Raw genomic sequence first — 22294 nt, 5'->3', positions numbered from 1 at the left:
CCGAAAAGCCCGGAAAACCTTATGTCTGCCCCTCGCGTCAGTTTCGTCAGTCTTGGATGCCCGAAGGCGCTCGTCGATTCCGAGCGCATCATCACGCGGCTGCGCGCCGAAGGCTATGAGATCGCCCGCAAGCATGACGGCGCTGATCTTGTCGTGGTCAACACCTGCGGCTTCCTCGATTCCGCCCGCGACGAGTCGCTCAACGCCATCGGCTCGGCGCTGTCCGAGAACGGCCGCGTCATCGTCACCGGCTGCCTCGGCGCCGAACCGGAGGTGATCCGCGAGAAGCATCCCAACGTTCTCGCCATCACCGGACCGCAAGCCTATGAGAGCGTCATGGCGGCGGTGCACGAGGCGGCGCCGCCCAGCCACGACCCCTACGTCGACCTTTTGCCGCCGCAAGGCGTGAAGCTCACGCCGCGCCACTACGCCTACCTGAAGATCTCCGAGGGCTGCAACAACCGCTGCACTTTCTGCATCATCCCGGCACTGCGCGGCGACCTCGTTTCACGGCCGGCTGCAGACGTGTTGCGCGAGGCCGAGAAGCTTGCCAAGGCCGGCGTCAAGGAGATCCTCGTCATCTCGCAGGACACCAGCGCCTACGGCATCGACATCAAGTACCAGACCAGCATATTCGGCGACCGCGAGGTCAAGGCGAAGTTCCTCGACCTGGCCGAAGAACTCGGCAAGCTCGGCATCTGGATACGCATGCACTATGTCTATCCCTACCCGCATGTCGCCGACGTCATTCCGCTGATGGCGGAGGGCAAGATCCTTCCCTATCTCGACATCCCGTTCCAGCATGCCTCGCCGCAGGTGCTGAAGAACATGCGCCGCCCCGCGCACGGCGAAAAGACGCTTGAGCGCATCCGCGGCTGGCGCGAGGTGTGCCCGGATCTCGCGATCCGCTCGACCTTCATCGTTGGCTTCCCCGGCGAGACCGACGAGGATTTCGAGATGCTGCTAGACTGGCTGGACGAGGCCAAGATCGACCGCGCCGGCTGCTTCAAATACGAGCCGGTCAAGGGCGCCCGCTCCAACGATCTCGGTCTCGAGCAGGTGCCGCAGGAGATCAAGGAGGCGCGCTGGCATCGTTTCATGCAGCGCCAGCAGAAGATCTCGGCCACGCAGCTCGCCAGGAAGGTCGGCAAGCGCCTGCCGGTGCTGATCGACGAGGCGCACGGCACGTCGGCCAAGGGCCGCACCAAATATGACGCGCCGGAGATCGACGGCTCGGTGCATATCCAGTCGCGCCGTCCGCTGCGCGCCGGCGACATCGTCACCGTTAAGGTCGATCGCGCCGACGCCTACGATCTTTACGGCTCTGCGGTCTGACCGCGTTTCGAATTCGCCGCATTTACTACAACTTGCGATAGGTATGGCCTCCCTATCCCGTTCCATCGCGATCCGCGCTATGCGTGCCGGACCGTAGATGCGAGGGCCGCATGGACGCCAGACCGGCGCGGCAGGACTATATCGCGACGCTGGACCTGTTGCGGCTGGCGGCGGCGCTTGCCGTTGTATTCTTTCACTATTTCTTTCGCGGCCCGGCTGCTGGCGATCTTGCCGACGGCAGCTTTGCGGATGTCGCGCCCATCGCCATCTACGGCTATCTCGGGGTCAATCTGTTCTTTCTGATCAGTGGCTTCGTCATTGCCTGGTCGGCGGAAAGCCGCGGCTGGGAGCAGTTCGCGATCGCGCGTTTCGCCCGCCTCTATCCCGGCTTCGCGCTGTGCATGACGATCAGCTTCGCGGCTGTCGTCTCTTTCGGCGCGCCGCTGTTCTCGACCTCCTTAGCGCAGTATGCAGCAAATCTGTCGATGGTGGCGCCGGTCTTCGGCCAGCCTTTCATGGACGGCGTCTACTGGTCGATCTTCCTGGAGCTGATCTTCTACGGCTGGGTGACGCTCGCCATGGCGACCGGGGCTTTTCGGAACCGAAAGCTGCAACTGATCTTCGCCTGGCTGGCGATCTCCACGTTGAACGAGGTCTTCATCGGCAGCCGCGCGATCAGGCTCCTGTTCATCACCGAGTTCGGCCCACTCTTCGCCGCCGGCCTGCTGGTCCACCACCTTCACGCGCATGGCCGTTCAAGGCCCGCCTTGCTGCTCCTCGCGGCTGCGTTCCTGATCTCCAGCTGCACCATCACCGTGACCCAGCAGTGGATGCTGGAGGCCTATGGCGCCGCCGTTCCGACCGCCAATCTAGTGGCCGCCAATGTCGTCATGCATGGCGCGTTGATTGCCGCTGTCTTGCTGCGCGGCCAAATCAGCTCGTCCTCGCTGACATTGGCGCTCGGCGGCCTGACCTATCCGCTCTACCTCCTGCACCAGAACGTCGGCTATCTCGTCATCAACGCCACCACACCGCTGGCCGGCGGATGGGTGGCCGCCTTTGCCTGCGTCGCGCTCATGCTCTTTGTCTCCTCGGCGATCTGGCACTATTTCGAGCGGCCGGCGCAGCGCATGCTCCGGATCCGGCTTGCGCGGGCGGTCGAGGCCGGGCGATTGAGACTGCGCCGCACCACCGCCCAGCCGGCCGAATGAAAAAGGGCGCCAAGCGGCGCCCTTTTGTCTTATGTTCCAATCGCTTACTGCGGCAGCTTGTCGTCGACGCCCTTGACGTAGAAATTCATGCCGAGCAGCGTGCCGTCGTCTGCGACCTCGCCGTCCTTCAGCCACGGCGAGCCGTCCTGCTTGGCGATCGGCCCGGTGAAGGGGTTCCAGCCATCGGCGATCTTCTTGGTGGTGGCCTCGGCCATCGCCTTGACGTCGTCGGACATGTTGGTGAACGGCGCCAGCTTGACGGCGCCGTCCTTGATGCCGAGCCAGACATTGTCCGGCTTCCAGGTGCCGTCGATGGCGGCCTGGACGCGGCTGATGTAGTACGGCCCCCATTCGTCCGTTAGCGAGGTGAGCTGCGCTTTCGGCGCGAACTTGATCATGTCCGAGGACTGGCCGAAGCCGTGCAGCTTGCGCTCTTCCGCCACCTGCAGCGCGGCGGTAGAATCGGTGTGCTGGACGACGATGTCGGCGCCCTGGTCGAAAAGCGCCTTGGCGGCGTCGGCTTCCTTGCCCGGATCGAACCAGGAGTTTACCCAGACGATCTTGGCCTTGAAGTTCGGGTTGATCGACTGCGCGCCGAGCATGAAGGAGTTGATGCCCATCACCACTTCGGGGATCGGGAAGGAGACGATGTAACCAGCGACGCCGGCCTTCGATTCCTTGGCGGCGATCTGGCCGAGCACGTAGCGGCCTTCATAGAAGCGCGCATTGTAGATGCCGAGATTGTCGCCGGTTTTGTAGCCGGTGGCGTGCTCGAACATCACCTTCGGGAACTTCTTGGCCACCTTCACCTCGGCATCCATGAAGCCGAAGGAGGTGCCGAAGATCAGCTTGCAGCCTTCACGCGCCAGGCGCTCGAAGGCGCGGTCGGCGTCGGGGCCTTCCGAGACGTTTTCGAGATAGGCGGTCTCGACCTTGTCGCCGAGCGCCTTCTCCACCTCGAGGCGGCCCTGGTCGTGCTGGTAGGAATAGCCGAAGTCGCCGATCGGGCCCGTATAGACCCAGCACGCCTTCAGCTTGTCGGCGGCTTCGGCCGTCGCCGCCAGCGAAATCGCGGCGGTCGTGGTCATCAGGGCAATAAGCAGTTTTTTCATCGTGTTACCTCTCTGAGTTAAGCCTTGGAGCTTCCCGTCTTTTTGTTGTTGTCAACGATCCGGAACGAATGGCTGCCCCAAGGAAGCCGGCGTGTTCATCATCGTCAGACGCTTGTTGCGCGAGATTAGAACGAGAACCACGACGGTTGCCAGATAGGGCAACGAAGAAAGCATCTGCGACGGTATCGGAATGCCAAAAGCCTGTGCATGAAGCTGGCCGATCCACACCGCGCCGAAGATGTAGGCGCCGGCGAGCACCCTCCACGGCCGCCAGGAGGCGAACACCACCAGCGCCAGCGCGATCCAGCCGCGCCCGGCAGACATGTTCTCCACCCACTGCGGCGTGTAGACCAGCGACAGATGTCCACCGGCAAGGCCGGCGCAGGCGCCGCCGAAGATCACCGCCAGATAGCGGTAGCGGATCACCTGGATGCCCAGCGCATGCGCCGAAGTGTGGCTGTCGCCGATCGAGCGCAAGGTGAGCCCGGTGCGGGTCCTGAACAGGAACCACATGACGGCGGCGGTCAGCACGATCGAGATGTAGAAGACCGGATCCTGGCCGAAGATGAGCTTGCCGACGACCGGGATCGAGCTCAGGCCGGGAATGTCGAGATTGGGCAGGCGCTGGCCGGGCTGGCCGACGAAGCTCGTTCCCATCATGCCGGAGAGGCCGAGGCCGAGCAGCGTCAGCGACAGCCCGGTCGCCACCTGGTTGGTGGCCAGCGACAGCGTCATGACGGCAAAGAGCAGCGAGAACAGCGCACCCACGACGATCGCCGCGAGCAGGCCGATCCACGGCGAACCGGTCAGGTAGCCGGCGCCGAAGCCGCCGACGGCGCCCATGATCATCATGCCTTCGACGCCGAGATTGAGGACGCCGGAGCGCTCGACCACCAGCTCGCCGATCGCCGCGATGAGCAGCGGGGTCGCCGCGGTGGCGATGGTCAAAAGGATGTTGACGGTGATGTCCATCAGCGTGCCTCCTCCAGCTTGGGCGCGGCCTCGAGTTTTGGCGCGGCGAAGCCGATCAGACGAATGCGGTAGTGAATGAGCGTGTCGCAGCCGAGCACGAAGAACAAAAGCATGCCCTGGAAGACGCGCGCCACCTTGTCGGAGATGCCGAGCGCGCTCTGCACGGCCTCGCCGCCGAGATAGGTCAGCGCCAGAACCAGGCCCGCCGCGATGATGCCCAGCGGATTGAGCCGGCCGAGGAAGGCGACGATGATGGCGGTGAAGCCGTAGCCGGGCGATATCACCGGCTGCAGCTGGTTGATCGCGCCCGAGACTTCCGAGATGCCGGCAAGTCCGGCGAGCGCCCCCGACAGGAGGAAGGTGAAGAACACCATGCGGTTGAAGCCGAAGCCGGCGAAGCGCCCTGCCCTCGGGCTGGAGCCCAGCACACGGACCTCGAAGCCCTTCAGCATTTGGCTCATCAAGAGCCAGATCAGCACGGCAGCGACCAAGGCGAAGACGAAGCCCCAATTGGCGCGGCCGGCGTCCGGCATCAGCTCCGGCAGAATGGCGGAGTCGCCGAACTGGATGGTCTGCGGAAAGCCGTGGCCCTGCGGATCGCGCCAGGGACCGCGCACCAGCCAGTCGAGGAAAAGCTGCGCGACATAGACCAGCATCAGGCTGGTCAGGATCTCGTTGGTGCTGAACTGCGTCTTCAGGAGCGCCGGGATGGCGGCGTAGGCGGCACCGCCGAACATGCCGAGGATAAGCATCAGCGGCAGCACCAGCGGCCCTTCGAAGCCGGGGAACACCACCGGGATGATGGATCCGAAGATGGCGCCGAAGATCAGCTGGCCCTCGGCGCCGATGTTCCAGATGTTGGCCCGGTAGCAGACCGACAGGCCGACCGCGATCAGGATCAGCGGAGCCGCCTTGATCGCCAGTTCGTGCAGCTGCCAGACCTGGCTGATCGGCTCGATGAAATAGATCGTGAAGGCATTGAGCGGGTTGACGCCGAGCAGCGCGAACATGATGGCGCCTGCGACCATCGTGAGCGCGAATGCGATGAAGGGCGACAGCACCGAAAACAGCGCCGAGCGCTGCGGGCGTTTGACGAGTTCGAGGCGCATCATGCCGTCTCCAGCGTGTGTTCGGCGTGGCCGGGCTCGGCCCCGCCCATCAAGAGGCCGATCTTCTCGAAGGTCGCCTCGGCGATCGGCAGCGGTTTCGACAATTCGCCGTTGTGCATCACCGCGATCGCATCGGAGATCTCGAACAGCTCATCGAGATCCTGGCTGATGACCAGCACCGCCGAGCCGCTGCGCGCCAGTTCGATCAGTGCCTGGCGGATGTGGGCGGCGGCCCCCGCGTCGACGCCCCAGGTCGGCTGGTTGACCACCATGACGCTTGGCTTGCGGTCGAGCTCGCGCCCAACGATGAATTTTTGCAGATTACCGCCGGACAATGCCGCGGCCTCCGGATCGGGCGCGCTCTTGCGAACGTCCATCACCTCGATGATGCGCTGGGAAGCAGCGTAAATGGCGGCGCTCTTGACCATGCCGCCGGAGCCGACGAAGGCCTTGCCGTCGGTGGCGTGGCGCGAGAGCAAAAGGTTCTCCGACAGCTTCATGCGCGGCGCGGCGCCGTGGCCGAGCCGTTCTTCCGGCACGAAGGCAGCGCCCATCAGCCGCCTGCCGGTGATGCTCATGCCGCCGGCGTCCTTGCCGCGGATGCGTACCGAGCCGGCCTCCGGCTGCAGCGCTTCGCCGGAGACGGATTCGAAGAATTCGCCCTGGCCATTGCCGGCGACGCCGGCGATACCGATCACCTCGCCGGCGCGCACGGTGAGGTTGATGTTCCTCAGCGGGATCGAGAACGGCGTCGCCGGCTTGCGGGTCAGCGCGCGGATCTCGAGCAGCGCCGGCGCCGTCTCGATGCCTTCGGCCGGCGCGCGCACCACCGCCTTCACCTCGTTGCCGACCATCATGCGGGCGAGCGAGGCGGCGGTTTCCTGGCGCGGATTGCAATGGCCGACCACCTTGCCGTGACGCAGCACCGTGGCGCGGTCGCAGATGCGTTTGACCTCTTCCAGCCGGTGCGAGATGTAGAGGATCGACTTGCCTTCTGAGCGCAGCCTTTCCAGCGTCTCGAACAGCTTGTCGGCTTCCTGCGGCGTCAGCACCGATGTCGGCTCGTCGAGGATGATGAGCTGCGGCGTCTGCAGCAGGCAGCGGATGATCTCGATGCGCTGGCGTTCGCCGACGGAGAGGTCACCGACCAGCGATTCCGGATCGAGCGGCAGGCCGTAGCTGTAGGAGAGCGCCCGCGCCTTGGCGGCGATGCTGCTGATGGGCGAGCCGTCGTCCAGCGACAGCGCGATGTTCTCGGCCGCCGTCAGCGCCTCGAACAGCGAGAAATGCTGGAACACCATGCCGATGCCGAGCTTCTTGGCGGCGCCGGGACTGGTAATCCGGACGGGCTGGCCGTCCCAGAAGATCTCGCCCGAATTCGGCTCCAGCGATCCGAACAGCATCTTGACCAGCGTCGACTTGCCGGCGCCGTTCTCGCCGAGCAACGCGTGGATCTCGCCCTTCGCGATGTTGAGGTCGACATGGTTGCACGCCGTCAGCGTGCCGAAAATTTTGGTCAGCCCGCGAACTTCAAGCAGATTCGCGCTGTCGTGATTTGCACTCACAGTGCCTCCCATCTGGTTTGCCAGATATGTTCTGTGTTCCCGCAAGCATGGTATGCGCGGCCGGCTCCCGTCGGAAAGCGGCACGCGACTTGAAAGAGCTTCAAGAATTTCAGCGGAAACTCAAGCGGTAAAAAAGTACTCCGCAAGACCACGAAAATCGGGAGCTGTCTTTTCGGGCGACCAATGCTTACGGCGGCGGCAAACCGCCGAAAACGACGACGTCAGGGGATGAGGACTGTCGTGCCCGTCGTACGCCTTCCTTCGAGATCCGAATGCGCCCGGCCGGCGTCCTTGAGCGCATACCGCTGGTTGATCTTGATCTCTACGGCACCGCTCAGCACGACGTCGAAGAGGGCTTCGGCCGACGCCACGAGATCCTCGCGCCTGGCGTTGTAGACGAACAGCGTCGGCCTGGTTGCGAACAGCGAGCCCTTCTGCGCCAGCAGCGACATCGAGAAGGGCGGGATCGGCCCGGAGGACTGGCCGAAGCTGACGAAGGTGCCGAGCGGCCTCAGGCAGTCGAGCGAGGCGGGAAACGTATCGTTGCCGACGGAATCGTAGACGACATCGCATTTCCTGCCGCCGGTGATGGCGGCGACGCCGGCGACGAAATCCTGCTCCTTGTAGTTGATGACATGGTCGAAGCCATGCGCCCTGGCGAGCTCGATCTTGTCGGCGGAGCTCGCCGTGCCGATGACGGTGGCGCCGAGATGCTTGGCCCACTGTCCGAGGATCAGGCCGACGCCGCCGGCCGCCGCATGGAACAGGACGGTGTCGCCCGCCTTCACCTTGAAGGTGCGGCGCAGGAGGTACTCCGCAGTCATGCCCTTCAGCATCATCGCCGCCGCCTGCTCGTCGCTGATGCCGTCGGGCACCTTCACCACGCGGTCCGCGGCAATGACCCGCTGCTCGGCGTAAGCGCCGACATTGACGGCGTAGGCGACGCGGTCGCCGGGCTTCAGCCAGTCGACGTCGGCACCGATTTTGAGCACCACGCCGGCCGCCTCGCCGCCGGGGATCAGCGGAAAGCCGCCGGGCGGCGGATAGAGGCCCGAGCGATGGTAGACATCGATGAAGTTGAGGCCGATCGCGGTGTGCCTGATCAGGATCTGCCCGGCGCCTGGCTGGCCCGGATCGGCGTCCTCATAGATCAGTACTTCCGGGCCGCCATGGGCGTGGATGCGGATCGCTTTGGGCATTGGGCAGTCTCTCTTGGGATCGGGCCGTCCTGGGAACCGGCCTTCGCGGGGATCAGTCTTTCCGGGCGCCCGGCTTGGCGCCGAGCCTTGGAAAGAACTGCATGATACCGCCGATGCAGGCGAGGTAAAGTCCGGTGACCGTGATGCCGACCTTGGTGAAGACGCTCACCTGTTCGCCCAGCACGCCGATCTGGTCGTAGAAGGCGGCGAGCGCTGCCTGCGCCAGCGCCAGCGCGCCGAAGGCGCACCACAAGAGCGTCATGCCGAGATTGATCAGCCTCAGCCGCACCACGCGAACCGGATGGATGAAGTTGATCGGCACGAAGGTGAGGATGCCGGCGACCACCACCACGGCGAAGGAAACCCACTGCCCGGGCTCGATGACGAAGAGCGTGAACACCACCATGTTCCAGACGACCGGGAATCCCTTGAAGAAGTTCTCCTTTGTCTTCATGCCGGTGTCGGCATAGTAGATCGCGCTCGACACCACGATGATGGCCGCCGACAGGAAGGACAGTTTCTCGCCCATGAAGCCGCGCTGATAGAGCGCAAAGGCCGGAATGAGCACGTAGGTCACGTAGTCGATGATGTTGTCGAGGAGCTCGCCCGACCATGTCGGCAGGATCTCCTTGACCTCGAGCTTCCTGGCGATCGGTCCGTCGATGCCGTCGACGAACAGCGCCAGGCCCAGCCACCAGAACATCGCCGTCCAGCGCTGCTCGCTCGCCGCGACCAGCGACAGGAAGGCCAGGAACGAGCCCGATGCCGTCAGCAGGTGCACCGAAAAGGCGCGCGCCTGCGGCCACGTCACCTTCTTCTTCGGTCGCGGAATCCGATCGGCGATTTTCTTGGCGGCTTTCCTGGCCGTAGTGTTCTTGCTCACGGGCCCCGCCAGTCCAGTTTGCAGATCTCGGCCGAACGGCCGGCAAAGTTCCAGTTGCGGCCGAAGGCGCGCATCTTGCTCTTGTCGGACTTCGCCACGATGATTTCCGGCGCGATCCAGTATTCGGAGTTGCTGATCACCGTATCCTTCTCGCGGTCCTTGCCGGGAACCGGCGTCACCGCCCCGTCGATGATCTTTGGTATCTGGAAGATACGCGTCTTGTCACGCGTCTCATAGGTGATCGGCGCCTGTTCGACGCCGAGGAATTTTCCAACCAGGATGGAGAGCAGCGCGGTTGTGCCGCCTGCCTTGCCGGTAAAGATCTTGGTCAGCGCCTTGACCGCGTAGACCGAGGCGCGCTTGTCGATGAACAGGCCGGCGGTCCAGTTGCCTCGGCTCATATATCCGGGGATTTCCATCACCAGGCCGAGATTGAGCCCGGAGAGGTCGACGTCGCCGAAATGGCCGGCATCGATGCGGAAACCGGCCCAGGTCTGGCAATAACCCTCGGTCGGCGGATGGCTGCCGAGCGACAGCACGCAGGGGCAAAAAACCGTGCAATTGCAGGAGAGCACGAGCTCTCCCTTCATTGCCCAGCCCTGATCCGTCATCGACTTCTCCCCCTCAGGCCGAAACTAATAGCAGGGCGGCGCCCCAGACAAGCAGTATCGCACCGGCGACCCGGCTTGCCACCCTGCCCTGGGTCTGTTTTTCGATCAGGGTGAACAGGCCGATCAACGCCATCCAGAAGATGTTCATTGCGCCGACGGCGAACATCACCAGCATCAGCGCCCAGCAGCAGCCGAGGCACCACAGGCCCTGTTCCAGGCCGAGCCGGAAGATGCGTTGGGGTTTCGCGCTCCAGTTTGCGAACAGGATCGAGAACGGGTTCCGGCATTTCGTCAGGCAGGCTTCCTTCCAGCCGCTGAACTGGTAGAGGCCTGCGACCAGCAAGGCCAGCGCCCCGGCAATGCCCACGACCGGATCCAGCAATCGCGCCGCCGGAGCAAAAGCATGGACGCCGAGGGTCAGCCCCGCAAACAGCGCCGAAGCGATGAGCCATGTGCAAAGATAGCCGGCGACCAGAACCAGCGGGTGGACGACCGGCTCGCCCTTGATGCGGGCGGTATCGGCGATCTCGCAATAGGTGCGGATCATTGGTGCTGCGGAAGGCAGCATCGCCGCCACGGCCATCAGGAACCACATCAGGACAAGCGCCGGCGCCTGGGCGCTGATTGCATCGACAAGCGGCGCCGGTGTCAGGCAGAGAGCGAAAAACCGGTCCAGAAAATCCGGCAGCGGCAGCGGTGGCAGGTTGTTCAGCATGAAATCGCCGGGGGCCGAGGCGCCCGCTATCCGGCTTTCGGCGCCGCGGATCGCCATGGCCCCAAGCGTGAGCCAGGCCAGCATGACCGCCGCGCCCACTGCCGCGGTCACCGCCAGCCGGGGGTTGCGCGCGACACTCGCCGTGGCGCGGCCGGCCCGGTCGAGATGGCTGAAATCATGGTCCTGGCCGGTCATGGACCCGAAATGGGCCGAATCGCCGCGTTGATCAAGCCGTGCGATCGGGCCTATACCGACGTTGGCGGCCAGTTGGGCCTGCATTGCGATCTGGATACCGGATTTGGATCATCACAAGACAGCGCGGATATTGGTTGCCGGCAGCGGTCCGGCCGGGCTGATCGCGGCGCTCGGCTTTGCCGAGGCCGGCTTTGCGGTGACGCTGGCAGGCCCGGAAGCCAATGGCCAGGATGGCCGCACCACCGCGCTGATGAACCCTGCCTTGAAAGTCCTAGAGCGGCTGGGCGTTCTCGCCGAACTCAGGCCAGAGGCCGCGCCGCTGAAGGTGATGCGCATCGTCGACGCGACCAGGCGGCTGGTCCGCAGCCCGACGGTCACCTTCCGCGCCACCGAAATCGGCGAAGAGCAGTTCGGCTTGAACCTGCCCAACAATATGCTTGTTCCAGCCCTTGCCAGGGCGGTTGCCGCGCATACGGGCATCGAATGGCGGAAATCGATGGTCGAGAGCTGGCGCCTGGACACCGCCCATGCCCATGCCGTGCTTGCCGATGGCGGCGAGGTCTCCGCCTCCCTGGCGGTCGCCGCCGACGGGCGCATGTCGCCGGCGCGCGAGGCGGCTGGAATCGCCGCATCGGTGCGCTCCTATCCACAGGCGGCGCTGGTTCTCAATTTCAGCCACCGCAGCGACCACGCCTTCACCTCGACCGAGTTCCACACCGAGACCGGCCCGTTCACGCAGGTTCCCCTGCCCGGCAACCGTTCCAGCCTTGTCTGGGTGGTGAAGCCGGAGACGGCGACGGAACTGGCGGCGCTCGACGACGCGACGCTCTCGCAGCGCGTCGAAGAGCAGATGCAGTCGATGCTGGGGCGCGTCACCGTCGAACCCGGCAGGCAGGTCTATCCGCTGTCGGCCGCCTCGCCCGGGCGTTTTGCGCAAAAACGGGTGGCGCTGGTCGGCGAGGCCGCGCACGTCTTCCCGCCGATCGGCGCGCAAGGCCTCAATCTCGGCATCAGGGATATCGACGACCTGATTGGAATCGCCAGCGAAAATAGCTCTGATCCGGGATCGGAGAAGTGCCTCGCGACCTACGATACCAGGCGACGGCCCGACATTCTGGCGCGCAGCAGCGCGGTTAATCTGCTGAACAGGTCCCTGCTCTCCGACATGCTGCCGGCGCAGCTGGCGCGCAGCGCCGGCCTTGGCGTGCTCGGCAGCTTCGCGCCGCTGCGCGCCTTTTTCATGCGCGAAGGGCTGAGGCCCGGCAGCGGCTTCCAGGCGCTTGCCGGCGGGTTGCGCAAGCAGTCCCGGCGGTAGGTTCGCCGGACATTTCCGCCGCAGGCCGGAAACCCTCGGCTCCGCCAGCTCGTTGCTTGGCATAGGAGCGGTGCTTTGGCATTGAATTGACGCGGCGTCTGCGCCAAATAGGCACCAACCGAAAGTCGGGGTCGATTTTTGGCGGCGCAGCGCGTAAATTCAAGATCTTAGGCGCCTTTGCGCGGTCACCGACGGCGCCTTGGAACCTGAGTGGTGAGTACGATGAAAACGGCCAAATTCTCGATCGGACAAGTGGTTCGCCACCGGCTGTTTCCGTTCCGCGGGGTCATCTTCGACGTCGACCCGCAATTCGCCAACACCGAGGAATGGTACGAGGCGATACCGGCCGACGTGCGGCCGCGCAAGGACCAGCCCTTCTATCACCTTCTCGCAGAGAACTCCGAAACGGAATACATCGCCTATGTCTCCGAGCAGAACCTGCTCGAGGACAAGTCGGGCGAGCCGGTGCGGCATCCGCAAATCGGCGAGATGTTCGACAAGCGGCCGGACGGTCGCTACGAGCCGAAACGACAGTCCCGGCATTGAGGCACAAAAAAAGCGGGGCATGCCCCGCTTTTTTCGAAGCCGGAAGACCCCCGCAGGAGTCCCGGGCGATCAGTTGGCGGTCTTCGCCTTGTCCTGCTCTTCCTTGAGCTTCTTGGCGAAGTCCTGGTTGTTCTTGGCCACGAAGTCCTTCAGCTTCTTCTGCCGGTCTTCGATGTCCGACTGCTGCAGCGGCGGACCGTCATAGGCGCCGCTGAAGCCGGTCAGCGCGACCTTGATCGGGTTCGGCTGGTTCTGGAAATTGACCGAGGTCAGCGTGATCGCCTGGCCCTTCTTGAACGAGGCGACGAGCTGGTCGGTCAGCGGCACTTCGGCCACGCAGCGGTCGGGGAAGCAGATCACATAGTCGAGCTTCTGCGCCTTGCCGGTGTCGATCTGCAGGCCGATGCCGGGAGGGACCAGACGGCCGGTCGGGACCGTGACCTGGAACACCTTGCGGTTCACCTTGCCCTTCAGCTCGATCAGGCTGATGCCGGTGACGAGCTGGCCGTTGCCGGCGGTGACGATGTTCTGGACATTGCAGATGTCGACATCTTCCTGCTTGGTGCAGGCCTTGAACCAGCCCTGCGGAATCTGCTGCTGCTGCGCGGAGGCAGCCGGAAGTTCTGCGCCCAGAAAGCCGATCACGCCTGCGGCCAGGACCGAAAGGCGGTACGCGTTGCTGTTCAGGCTCGTCATATGGTGTACTTCCTCTCAATGATCCCGGGACCGGCTTCTTCGTGCCGTGTGGTCCTGCTACCTGTTGCCGAAATGAGGCAACAGCATGACTTCGGAGCGCCTGTTACACTGCCAGCGATGGCGAATCCAGCCCGTCGGCCGCAATTCTTGGCGCAGCTCCGCCGGCCGCCCGCGGTCGCCGAGCTCCTGCAGCTCCGTCCCCGTGCCGCAACGATTCAATCGGAGCACGAAATGCTCTAGGGTGCATTCCGAATCATCAAGCCGCCTGGCAAGGAGACGGTCATGGGCCGCGTTCTCGTTTGGCTGATCGCCGCGACCTCGTTTCTGACCCTTGCTACTGGACCGGCGCTGTCGGAGCCGAAGCATGCCATCGCCATGCAGGGCGAGCCGGCGCTGCCGGCGGACTATACGCATTTCGACTACGTCAATCCCGATGCGCCGAAAGGCGGCAGCATCACCTATTGCGTCGTCGGCAGCTTCGACAATCTCAACCCGTTCATCCTGAAAAGCCTGCGCACCACGGCACGCGGCATGATGGATACGATCTACGGCAATCTGGTCTTCGAGCCGCTGATGCAGCGCAACTATGACGAGCCCTTCAGCCTCTATGGCCTGCTCGCCGACAGCGCCGACATGGATCCGGAACGCAAGTCGATCGAGTTCCATCTCAATCCCAACGCAAAATGGTCGGACGGCCAGCCGGTGACGCCGGAGGACGTGCTGTTCACCTACGACGTGTTCACCGACAAGGGCCGCCCGCCCTACAGCGACCGCATGGCCAAGATCGCCAAGCTGGAAAAGACCGGCGACCGCAGCGTGCGCTTCACCTTCAACGACAAGGCCGACCGCGAGTTTCCGCTGATCGTCGCGCTGACGCCGATCATCCCGAAGCATGCCTTCGACAAGGACAGCTTCGACAAGACGACGCTGAAGCCTGTGACCGGCAGCGGCCCCTACACGGTGGCGCAGGTGGTGCCCGGCCAGCGCATCGTGTTCAAGCGCAATCCCGACTATTGGGGCAAGGATGTCCCTTCGAAGCGCGGCTTCGACAATTTCGACCAGATCACCATCGAGTACTTCCTCAATGCCAACGCCAAGACCGAGGCGTTCAAGAAAGGCATCTGCGCCATCGACGACGAGACCGACCCGGTCAAGCGCGAACGCGATCTCGACTTTCCTGCCTTCCGCAAGGGCGACGTGGTCGCCGAGACCTTCGACACCGGCATTCCGCCCGTCGTGACCGGGTTCCTGTTCAACACCAGGCTGCCTAAGTTCTCCAACCCGGCCGTCCGGCGCGCGCTGGGCATGCTCTACGACTTCGAATGGGCGAACAAGAACCTGTTCGGCGGCAAGTACAGCCGGACCATGAGCTACTGGCAGAATTCCGAGCTTTCCGCGCTCGGCCATCCGGCCGACGACAGGGAAAAGGCGCTGCTGGCGCCCTTCCCCGGCCGCGTGCCCGCCAATGTCATGGACGGCAGCTGGCGGCCGCCGGTCACCGACGGCTCGGGCCAGGACCGCAAGGTGCTGAGGGTGGCTTTCGAGCTGCTGAAGAGCGAGGGCTACACGGTCAAGGACGGCGTGATGCACGACCCGCAGGGTAATCCCTTCGGCTTCGAGATCCTGACCGCCTCGCAGGATGAGGAGCGGCTCGCCGCCATTTACCAGCGCACGCTGGAGAAGATCGGCATCGAGATGACCATCCGCAGCCTTGACGGCGACCAGATCCAGTCGCGCAAGCAGCGTTTCGATTTCGAGGTGCTGATCGGCTCCAGCGGCTTCAACAACTCATTGTCGCCGGGCATCGAGCAGATCGGCCGCTGGGGTTCTTCCGCCGCCAGGGCCGAAGGATCGTTCAACCTTGCCGGCGTCGCCGACCCGGCCGTGGACGCGGCGATCGATGCGATGCTGAGGGCGCGTTCCAAGGAAGACTATGTCGCCGCCGTTCGTGTCCTCGACCGGCTGCTGATCTCCGGCAACTATATGGTGCCGATGCAGTACAACGCGCAGCAATGGCTCGCTTACTGGAATTATCTGGAACATCCGCAAAAGACCCCCATATTCGGCTATCAGCTGCCAAGCTGGTGGCGCAAGCCGAACTGAATTCCGGACAGGAGCAGAGGATGAGCGGCGAGAATTCCGTCACGGTGGATGTCGTATCCGATGTCGTCTGCCCGTGGTGCTTTATCGGCCAGAAACGGCTCGACAGGGCGATTGCCGCCGCCGACGACGTCGAGGTGCATGTCCGCTGGCGGCCGTTCCAGCTCGACCCCACCATCCCGCCCGAAGGCATGGATCGCCGCGACTACATGATCGCCAAGTTCGGCAGCGAGGAGCGCGTTCGCCAGATCCATGCCCGCATCGAGCCGCTGGGCGAGGCTGAAGGGATCCATTTCGCCTTCGACGCCATCAAGGTGGCAGCCAATACGCTCGACGCGCACCGCGTCATCCGCTGGGCGGGCGCCGCCGGCGAGGAGGTGCAGAACCGGCTGGTGCGCCGGCTGTTCCAGCTCAATTTCGAGGAAGGCGCGAATCTCGGCGATCACGCCGTGCTGACGGCAGCCGCCCGCGAAGCCGGCATGGATGCGTCCGTGGTCGAGACGCTGCTGCCGACCGATGCCGATGTCGAGGCGGTGCGCACCGAAATCACGACCGCTTCGCGCATGGGCATCACCGGTGTCCCCTGCTTCCTGCTCGAAGGCAAATACGCGGTGATGGGCGCGCAGGAAGCCGACACGCTCGCCGACGCCATCCGCCAGGTGGCCGCGGCCAAGGCGCGGGGCGAACTGGAAACAGCGGCCGGCTGAGCAACACCGGCTTACTTCACCGTAACCTTGGCCTTGCTGACGAAGAAGCCGTGGCCGTTGCTGCCCGTACAGCTCAGCCCCTTCTTCGACGACTGGCAGGAAAACGATCCTTTGCTCCAGCTGTTGCCGTAGGCGAGCTTTGCGACGTCGCCGCAGCAGCCTTGCTCGCCGGGGTTCTTGATCTGGGTAGCGGGACCCTTCGGCCCCAGGATGACGGTGATGTAGCTCGGCTCGACGCGCGAGCAGCTCAGCTCGGGGCCGCCGTCCTGCGGTTGATAGGTGCTGGTCCCGCCCTTCGGCGTGTAGATGCAGCCGATATTGCCTGACGGCGTGTTGAACTCGACCTGCCCTTCGGCATTCGCCGGGATGGTCTGGCTGCCGGCATGTGCCGGCGCCAGCCAGGCGAGTGTCGAGAGCATCGCGGCTGACAATGTCCGTGCAAACATCAGAAAACTCCTCCGCTCCAGGGCCGGTGCAAAATTCGAAACCGAACGGTCGGCACGTCGAACACAGTCGGCGTTCGCCTGAAAGAGCAATGGCGGATCGATGTATCGGGACGATGCCGGGCGCCTTCGCTTCGCTTCCCAGCATGTTTCGACCTGCCCGGGAACATCACGAAGGCCGGCTCCGAAAGACGCGAGCAGGTAACTTTTCGACCGCTCCGGTTCGCCCTCGGACGGAAATTCAGCCGAGCTGGAGAGCAGATCGGTTCACGAAACCGTGTTTTTGGTTTCCCCAAGGGAAGGTCCTCAACTCGACATGAGCGAGTCGCAACTTATTGAAAGAAAAAGAAATATCCCGTCTAAGCACGACCGTATCGCGGTGCGATCTGTTGCGCAGGGGCAACGGCTCGTGTGGCGGTTCACATTCGCCGACACAAAATTAATGGAAAATGATCAATTGGTGTTACTATCCGTAACAAAACTAAAAAGGTTTGGGCGGGATCGTGATTCGGGTCGGCAGACCGAGACGTTCAATATCGGAGAAAAGTCCTAGCGACGCCAGAAGGCAGCCGCCCCTGACCCCGGTGTCGTCGATGCGAACCTTCTGGGGACTGATGCGAGCCTACTGGTTCTCGGATCGCTGGAAGGAAGCCTGGACCCTCACCCTCGTCATCGCGCTGCTCACGGCGTTGTCGAGCAAGTCCGGCGTGTGGTTCGCCGAAGCGTCGGGTGAACTGGTCAATTCGATTGCTTTCTTCCACGACGCCGCAAATACCACCCCGCTGAAGACGCTGCTCACCAACGCCGGCATCCTCATTCTTATCGTCGTGCTCAAGGATGCAGGCTTCACCGGCATACGCAGCCTTGTTTCGGCAACGTTGCACCGCAAATGGCGCGGCTGGCTGGACGGCCGCTTCAACGAGGCGCTCCTCGATACCAATCACACGCATTTCCACGCCCAGCACGGTTCGTCCGACTCGCTGGCGCCCGACAACATCGACCAGCGGGTCCAGGAATCGATCAAGGACATGACCGGCGGAGCCATCGGCCTCGCCATGGGCGTGCTCGCCGTTGCCACCTCGCTCTACTTTGTCGGCCAGAAGCTGCTCGAGACCTCGGTCGAAGTGCGGGGACTGGAATTCCTCGGCAGCTACGGCAGCGCGGTCCTGGCTTTCCTGGCCGTCGCCATCTATGTGCCATTGAATACCTGGATCGCGGTCAAGCTGGGCCGGCTGCTGGAACGTCTCAATGTGAGGATGCAGCAGTCGGAAGGCAGCTATCGCGGCGAGCTGACCACCTTCCTGCGCCGCAGTTTCCATGTCGCAGCGTCGCAGGGCGAGAATGTGCAGAAGACCATGCACAACCGGCTCTATGCCGATATCGACCGCAACTGGGCGCGGCTGAACATCGTCAACACCGGCTACAACTCGTTCGAGCTGATCTACAATTTCATCGGCGCCCGCATCGTCGCCTATGGCCCGGGCCTGGTGCCCTTCATCCACAATGGCTTCGATCTCAAGGGCTACATAACCGGCTCCGAAATGGTCAACGCGCTGATCGGCCAGTGCTCATGGTTCATCCATGTCATGCCGGCCATCGCGACGCTGCGGGCCAACAGCCAGCGCGTGACGGAACTGGCCAACGCCATCGAGAACGTGCAGCAGCCGCAGGAATTCTACCGGCAGACCGGCCGCTCCGACTTCAGCTATGCCGGCCAGAATCCCGTCTTCGGCCTGACCATCCAGAAGCTCGAGCTGGCGCATCAGGGCGAGGATGCGACGCCCTTCCTGAGCGCCGCGAACCTTCGCTTCCGGCGCGGCGAGTGGACCTTCCTCAAGGGCGAATCCGGCTGCGGCAAGACTTCGCTGATCAAGGCGATCAACGGTCTGTGGCCCTATGGCCGTGGCACCATCGTCTTCCCGGAAGGGGTCAAGAACTTCTACGCCGCCCAGGAGGTCAAGCTGCAGCAGGTGTCGCTCAAGCAGCTGGTCTGCCTGCCCGGCTCCGAGCGCGACCACAGCGATGCGCAGGTCGCATCGGCGCTGCACAAGGCAGGCCTTGGCGATTTCATCGAACACCTGGCCGACGAAAGCCGTGACGGGAAGAACTGGGACCAGGTGCTTTCGGGCGGCCAGAAGCAGAAGCTGGTGGTTGCCCGCATCGTGCTGCAGCAACCGGGCCTTTTGTTCCTCGACGAGGCGACCGGCGCACTCGATCCCGAAGGCAAGGTCGCCTTCCACCAGGCGATCAAGGACAATTGTCCCGATGTCACGGTGATCAGCGTCATGCATGAGGCCGTGCCGCCGCGCTCGCTCACGGGCGCCGACTTCTACCACAGCGTGGTGGCGATCAGTGACGGCATCGCCACCAAGAAGCCGCTCGCGCCGAGCCTGCCGCGCGAACTCACCACCATCCTCGCGCAGCCCAGGCCGCCCGAGGACAAATGGCTGCGCTTCTCGCGCCGGCTGAAGCAGAAATAGCCTCGCTCCCCTCTCTTCGATCGGCCGCCGGCATCAGGCTTTTCCTTGGGCCGTTGAACGGCGATCACAGTGTCGCGATCTTGCCATTGGCCGCGGTTTTCCCGCGCCCTTGCGATTGACTCGGGCCGAGGCGCTCCTATGTTGCGCCGGCTCGCAGAATTCAAACCCGAGCCCGCGAGCAGAAAGGTCAACCCGCCATGCCTGGCGACAGTCACAGTCGAACGCAATCGCCGTCCGCCTTGACGTGACCTGACGGCTCACGTCCTGCCGGACGGCAAGGAGTGAGCCATGAACGAATTCGCACCCGTCTTGGACGACGAAGCCATCGCCGTCGCCCGTGTCCTTGCCAACGACCACGTCGCCGACGTCGTCGAGGCGCTGAACCACGAACCACGCGAAACAGCCATCGAGCTGCTTTGCGCCGTGCCTTTCGAGCGCCTGGTCGAGATCTTCGACCAGCCGCAACTGGAAAGCGCCCCGGAGCTCGTCGAAGCCCTGCCGCGCGCCAAGGCCAGCAAGCTCTTGACCGCCATGTCCGTCGACCGCGCGGCCGACATTTTGCGCGAGCTCGATGAGCCGGCCCGTTCCGAACTGCTCGGCGCGCTCGCGCCGCCGCTGCGCGCGACGCTGCTATCCATTCTGGGTTATCCGGAGGGCAGCGCCGCGTCGATCATGACGACGGAATTCGTCAGCGTGCCTTCGGACTGGACCGTCGGCCGCACCCTCGACTACATCCGCAAGGTCGAACGCACCCGCGAGACCGTCTACGCGATCTACATCGTCGATCCGGAGACGCACCTTCTGGTGCGCTCGACCGGACTGCGCCGTCTGATTACCGGCGAGCCCGACGATCCTATCCTGTCGGTGGCGCCGGATCGTGCGCCGGTGACCGTCACCCCACTGACCGATCGCGAGACGCTGGCGCAGACGATCTCCAAATACGACCTGCTCGCCGTGCCGGTCGTCGATCATGGCAAGATCCTCGGCATCGTCACCATCGACGACATCATCGACACGATGGTCGAGGAGACGACCGAGGACGTGCATCGTTTCGGCGGCATGGAGGCGCTCGACGAGCCCTATATGAAGATGGGCTTCCTCGCCATGATCCAGAAACGCGGCGGCTGGCTCTGCGCGCTGTTCATCAGCGAGATGCTGACCGCCAATGCCATGCAAAGCTATGAGGGCGAGTTGGAAAAGGCGATCGTGCTCACCCTCTTCATCCCGCTGATCATGAGTTCCGGCGGCAACTCCGGCTCGCAGGCGACGTCGCTGGTCATCCGTGCGCTGGCGCTGCGCGAGATCGGCCTTGGCGACTGGTGGCGGGTGGCGCTGCGCGAACTGCCGACCGGCCTGGTGCTCGGGTCGATCCTCGGCGTCGTCGGCATCTGCCGCATCGCGCTGTGGCAGTATCTCGGCTTCTACGACTACGGCCCGCACTGGGGACGGATTGCGGCGACGGTAGGCGCCGCGTTGGTCGGCATCGTCACCTTCGGCTCGCTCTCCGGCTCGATGCTGCCGTTCGCGCTGAAGCGCATCGGCTTCGATCCGGCCAGCGCCTCGGCGCCGTTCGTCGCCACGCTGGTCGACGTCATCGGCCTGGTGATCTACTTCTCGGTGGCGCTGGTGATCCTGCGCGGCACGCTGCTGTAGACCCCTGGCAAGGCCGTCGCCCACAGAATTGGTGGCGGCCTTGCGATATGCGCACGATCAGACGCGCTCGCCGTCCTTCACGCGGTAGGTCGGCTTGTACATGGTGACCAGCTCTTCCGCCGCCGTCGGGTGCACGGCCATGGTGCGGTCGAAATCTTCCTTGGTCAGTCCTGCTTTCAGTGGGATCCCCAGAAGCTGCGCCATCTCGCCGGCATCCGGCCCGAGGATATGGGCGCCGAGCACCTTCCGAGACGCGCCGTCTACCACCAGCTTCATCAGCATCTTCTCGTCGCGGCCGGAGAGCGTATGCCGCATCGGCCGGAAGCTGGCGCGGTAGATCTCGACGTCGGCAAAGCGTTTGACCGCCTCGTCCTCCGACAGGCCGACAGTGCCGATCTCCGGCTGCGAGAACACCGCCGTCGGGATGGTGTCATGGTCGGGCGCGGTCGGGTTGCCTTTGAAGGCGGTCTCGATGAAGCACATCGCCTCGTGGATCGCCACCGGCGTCAACTGCACGCGGTTGGTGACGTCACCGATGGCCCAGATGTTGTCGATATTGGTGCGCGAATATTTGTCGACATTGATGGCGCCGGTCTTGCTGAGCTCGATGCCAACTCCCTCCAGGCCCATGTTCTCGGTGTTTGGGATGCGGCCGATGGCGAGCATCACCTGGTCGACGGTCAGCACCTTGCCGCCGGTGACGAGCGCGTCCAGGCGCCCATCCGGCCGCTTGCGCACCCATTCCGACACCGCATGGCACAGGATCCTGATGCCCTTCTTCTCCATCGTCTCGTGCAGCGTGCGCCTGAGGTCCATGTCGAAGCGGGAAAGGATCTCCTTGCCGCGATAGACCAGCGTGGTCTCGACGCCGAGCCCGTGGAAGATGTTGGCGAATTCGACAGCGATATAGCCGCCGCCCTCGACCATGATCGCCTTCGGCAATTGCTTGAGGTCGAAGGCTTCGTTGGAGAAGATGCAGTGCTCGTGGCCGACGAGGGCCGGATGCGGCGCCGGGCGCCCGCCGGTGGCGATCAGTATCTGGTCGGCGGTGACGGTGCGGTCGTCGCCGAGCAGATGCACCACATGTGGGTCGACCAGCATGGCGCGCGAATGGAACGTCTCGCCGCCGGCACCTTTCACATTCTTCTCGTAGATCGCTTCCAGCCGGGCGATCTCACGGTCCTTGTTGGCGACCAGCATCGGCCAGTCGAAGCTGGCCTCGGGCACCGTCCAGCCGTATCCGGCGGCATCTGCGAAATGCTCCGGAAACTGCGAGGCGTAGACGTAAAGCTTCTTCGGCACGCAGCCGCGGATGACGCAGGTGCCGCCATAGCGGTATTCCTCGGCGATGCCGACGCGCTTGCCGAGTGCGGCCGCGACACGGGCCGCCCGCACCCCGCCGGAGCCGCCGCCGATGACGAAAAGATCGTAGTCGTAAGCGGTCATC

General features: G+C 64.0%; 19 protein-coding genes. 8 read left to right on the top strand and 11 right to left on the bottom strand.

The genetic code is table 11. The features are described 5' to 3' along the window. Window positions 1-21 precede the first annotated feature (21 nt). Window positions 22-1335, top strand: a complete 1314-nt coding sequence (gene rimO, locus EN786_RS30555) for a 30S ribosomal protein S12 methylthiotransferase RimO (protein WP_127311241.1) — start codon at window positions 22-24, stop codon at window positions 1333-1335. A 110-nt stretch (window positions 1336-1445) separates the two neighbouring features. Further along, on the top strand, window positions 1446-2546 hold the full coding sequence (locus EN786_RS30550) for an acyltransferase (RefSeq protein ID WP_127311240.1): 1101 nt from the start codon (window positions 1446-1448) through the stop codon (window positions 2544-2546). Window positions 2547-2590: 44 nt separating this feature from the next. Here the strand turns inward: EN786_RS30550 and EN786_RS30545 are convergent, their stop codons facing one another. From EN786_RS30545 to EN786_RS30510, 8 genes are all read right to left on the bottom strand, one after another. After that, window positions 2591-3658 (bottom strand): BMP family ABC transporter substrate-binding protein, encoded by a 1068-nt coding sequence (locus tag EN786_RS30545; RefSeq protein WP_127282243.1) that lies wholly within the window; start codon window positions 3656-3658, stop codon window positions 2591-2593. A 51-nt stretch (window positions 3659-3709) separates the two neighbouring features. Next, window positions 3710-4630, bottom strand: coding sequence for an ABC transporter permease (locus tag EN786_RS30540; RefSeq protein ID WP_127282244.1), 921 nt, complete (start codon window positions 4628-4630; stop codon window positions 3710-3712). Further along, window positions 4630-5742 carry an ABC transporter permease gene (locus EN786_RS30535; protein ID WP_135909228.1) on the bottom strand — a complete coding sequence of 371 codons (1113 nt, stop codon included), beginning with the start codon at window positions 5740-5742 and terminating at the stop codon, window positions 4630-4632. The genes EN786_RS30540 and EN786_RS30535 overlap by 1 nt, the downstream gene beginning before the upstream one ends. Beyond that, complete coding sequence (locus EN786_RS30530) at window positions 5739-7316, bottom strand: ABC transporter ATP-binding protein (protein WP_189524313.1); 1578 nt, start codon at window positions 7314-7316, stop codon at window positions 5739-5741. Before EN786_RS30530 ends, EN786_RS30535 begins: the two co-directional genes overlap by 4 nt. 209 nt (window positions 7317-7525) lie before the next feature. Continuing rightward, window positions 7526-8503: a quinone oxidoreductase gene (locus EN786_RS30525; RefSeq protein WP_127287056.1), complete on the bottom strand. Its 978-nt coding sequence runs from the start codon at window positions 8501-8503 to the stop codon at window positions 7526-7528. A 52-nt stretch (window positions 8504-8555) separates the two neighbouring features. Then, a complete protein-coding gene (gene pcsA, locus EN786_RS30520) occupies window positions 8556-9386 on the bottom strand; it encodes a phosphatidylcholine synthase (protein WP_127311368.1) in 831 nt (276 codons plus the stop codon). Then, on the bottom strand, window positions 9383-9997 hold the full coding sequence (locus tag EN786_RS30515; RefSeq protein WP_127311367.1) for a DUF1326 domain-containing protein: 615 nt from the start codon (window positions 9995-9997) through the stop codon (window positions 9383-9385). The genes pcsA and EN786_RS30515 overlap by 4 nt, the downstream gene beginning before the upstream one ends. A 13-nt stretch (window positions 9998-10010) precedes the next feature. Beyond that, window positions 10011-10907, bottom strand: coding sequence for a DUF2182 domain-containing protein (locus EN786_RS30510; RefSeq protein WP_127311366.1), 897 nt, complete (start codon window positions 10905-10907; stop codon window positions 10011-10013). 103 nt (window positions 10908-11010) lie between these two features. On the opposite strand from EN786_RS30510, the gene EN786_RS30505 reads away from it, so the two are divergent. Together EN786_RS30505 and hspQ are read left to right on the top strand one after the other, a co-directional pair. Further along, window positions 11011-12222 carry a UbiH/UbiF family hydroxylase gene (locus tag EN786_RS30505; RefSeq protein WP_127311365.1) on the top strand — a complete coding sequence of 404 codons (1212 nt, stop codon included), beginning with the start codon at window positions 11011-11013 and terminating at the stop codon, window positions 12220-12222. 222 nt (window positions 12223-12444) lie between these two features. Further along, on the top strand, window positions 12445-12768 hold the full coding sequence (hspQ, locus tag EN786_RS30500; RefSeq protein WP_128346819.1) for a heat shock protein HspQ: 324 nt from the start codon (window positions 12445-12447) through the stop codon (window positions 12766-12768). Window positions 12769-12837: 69 nt separating this feature from the next. Here the strand turns inward: hspQ and EN786_RS30495 are convergent, their stop codons facing one another. Beyond that, entirely contained in the window at window positions 12838-13464 is a 627-nt protein-coding gene (locus EN786_RS30495) for an invasion associated locus B family protein (RefSeq protein WP_126054534.1), read from the bottom strand. A gap of 282 nt (window positions 13465-13746) precedes the next feature. On the opposite strand from EN786_RS30495, the gene EN786_RS30490 reads away from it, so the two are divergent. Both EN786_RS30490 and EN786_RS30485 read left to right on the top strand, forming a co-directional pair. Continuing rightward, a complete protein-coding gene (locus EN786_RS30490) occupies window positions 13747-15567 on the top strand; it encodes an extracellular solute-binding protein (protein WP_127311885.1) in 1821 nt (606 codons plus the stop codon). A gap of 20 nt (window positions 15568-15587) precedes the next feature. Next, window positions 15588-16271, top strand: a complete 684-nt coding sequence (locus EN786_RS30485; RefSeq protein ID WP_127311886.1) for a DsbA family protein — start codon at window positions 15588-15590, stop codon at window positions 16269-16271. 11 nt (window positions 16272-16282) lie between these two features. Here the strand turns inward: EN786_RS30485 and EN786_RS30480 are convergent, their stop codons facing one another. Further along, window positions 16283-16717 (bottom strand): hypothetical protein, encoded by a 435-nt coding sequence (locus tag EN786_RS30480; protein ID WP_127311887.1) that lies wholly within the window; start codon window positions 16715-16717, stop codon window positions 16283-16285. 590 nt (window positions 16718-17307) lie between these two features. On the opposite strand from EN786_RS30480, the gene EN786_RS30475 reads away from it, so the two are divergent. Together EN786_RS30475 and mgtE are read left to right on the top strand one after the other, a co-directional pair. Beyond that, window positions 17308-19194 (top strand): ABC transporter ATP-binding protein/permease, encoded by a 1887-nt coding sequence (locus tag EN786_RS30475; RefSeq protein WP_189340723.1) that lies wholly within the window; start codon window positions 17308-17310, stop codon window positions 19192-19194. 288 nt (window positions 19195-19482) lie between these two features. Further along, window positions 19483-20847, top strand: a complete 1365-nt coding sequence (gene mgtE, locus EN786_RS30470; protein WP_127311499.1) for a magnesium transporter — start codon at window positions 19483-19485, stop codon at window positions 20845-20847. A 57-nt stretch (window positions 20848-20904) separates the two neighbouring features. On the opposite strand, the gene gor is transcribed toward mgtE, so the two are convergent. Beyond that, the gene (gor, locus tag EN786_RS30465) at window positions 20905-22293 is read right to left on the bottom strand and encodes a glutathione-disulfide reductase (protein WP_127311500.1); all 1389 of its coding nucleotides are present in this window, start codon (window positions 22291-22293) and stop codon (window positions 20905-20907) included. Window position 22294: the final 1 nt, after the last annotated feature.

Source organism: Mesorhizobium sp. M4B.F.Ca.ET.143.01.1.1, assembly GCF_004792275.1.
GTDB classification, from domain to species: Bacteria; Pseudomonadota; Alphaproteobacteria; order Rhizobiales; family Rhizobiaceae; genus Mesorhizobium; species Mesorhizobium abyssinicae.
The sequence above is the reverse complement of the archived record's forward strand: the minus strand, read 5'-3'. Positions and strand labels throughout refer to the sequence as shown.

Coding starts and splice junctions, on each gene's coding strand:
- EN786_RS30545 (WP_127282243.1), bottom strand. CDS start 3,658: ATGAAAAAACTGCTTATTGCCCTGATGACCACGACCGCCGCGATTTCG.
- EN786_RS30495 (WP_126054534.1), bottom strand. CDS start 13,464: ATGACGAGCCTGAACAGCAACGCGTACCGCCTTTCGGTCCTGGCCGCA.
- EN786_RS30525 (WP_127287056.1), bottom strand. CDS start 8,503: ATGCCCAAAGCGATCCGCATCCACGCCCATGGCGGCCCGGAAGTACTG.
- EN786_RS30530 (WP_189524313.1), bottom strand. CDS start 7,316: ATGGGAGGCACTGTGAGTGCAAATCACGACAGCGCGAATCTGCTTGAA.
- rimO (WP_127311241.1), top strand. CDS start 22: ATGTCTGCCCCTCGCGTCAGTTTCGTCAGTCTTGGATGCCCGAAGGCG.
- EN786_RS30550 (WP_127311240.1), top strand. CDS start 1,446: ATGGACGCCAGACCGGCGCGGCAGGACTATATCGCGACGCTGGACCTG.
- EN786_RS30510 (WP_127311366.1), bottom strand. CDS start 10,907: ATGACCGGCCAGGACCATGATTTCAGCCATCTCGACCGGGCCGGCCGC.
- EN786_RS30475 (WP_189340723.1), top strand. CDS start 17,308: ATGCGAACCTTCTGGGGACTGATGCGAGCCTACTGGTTCTCGGATCGC.
- hspQ (WP_128346819.1), top strand. CDS start 12,445: ATGAAAACGGCCAAATTCTCGATCGGACAAGTGGTTCGCCACCGGCTG.
- mgtE (WP_127311499.1), top strand. CDS start 19,483: ATGAACGAATTCGCACCCGTCTTGGACGACGAAGCCATCGCCGTCGCC.
- EN786_RS30490 (WP_127311885.1), top strand. CDS start 13,747: ATGGGCCGCGTTCTCGTTTGGCTGATCGCCGCGACCTCGTTTCTGACC.
- EN786_RS30540 (WP_127282244.1), bottom strand. CDS start 4,630: ATGGACATCACCGTCAACATCCTTTTGACCATCGCCACCGCGGCGACC.
- EN786_RS30535 (WP_135909228.1), bottom strand. CDS start 5,742: ATGATGCGCCTCGAACTCGTCAAACGCCCGCAGCGCTCGGCGCTGTTT.
- EN786_RS30480 (WP_127311887.1), bottom strand. CDS start 16,717: ATGTTTGCACGGACATTGTCAGCCGCGATGCTCTCGACACTCGCCTGG.
- gor (WP_127311500.1), bottom strand. CDS start 22,293: ATGACCGCTTACGACTACGATCTTTTCGTCATCGGCGGCGGCTCCGGC.
- EN786_RS30485 (WP_127311886.1), top strand. CDS start 15,588: ATGAGCGGCGAGAATTCCGTCACGGTGGATGTCGTATCCGATGTCGTC.
- EN786_RS30515 (WP_127311367.1), bottom strand. CDS start 9,997: ATGACGGATCAGGGCTGGGCAATGAAGGGAGAGCTCGTGCTCTCCTGC.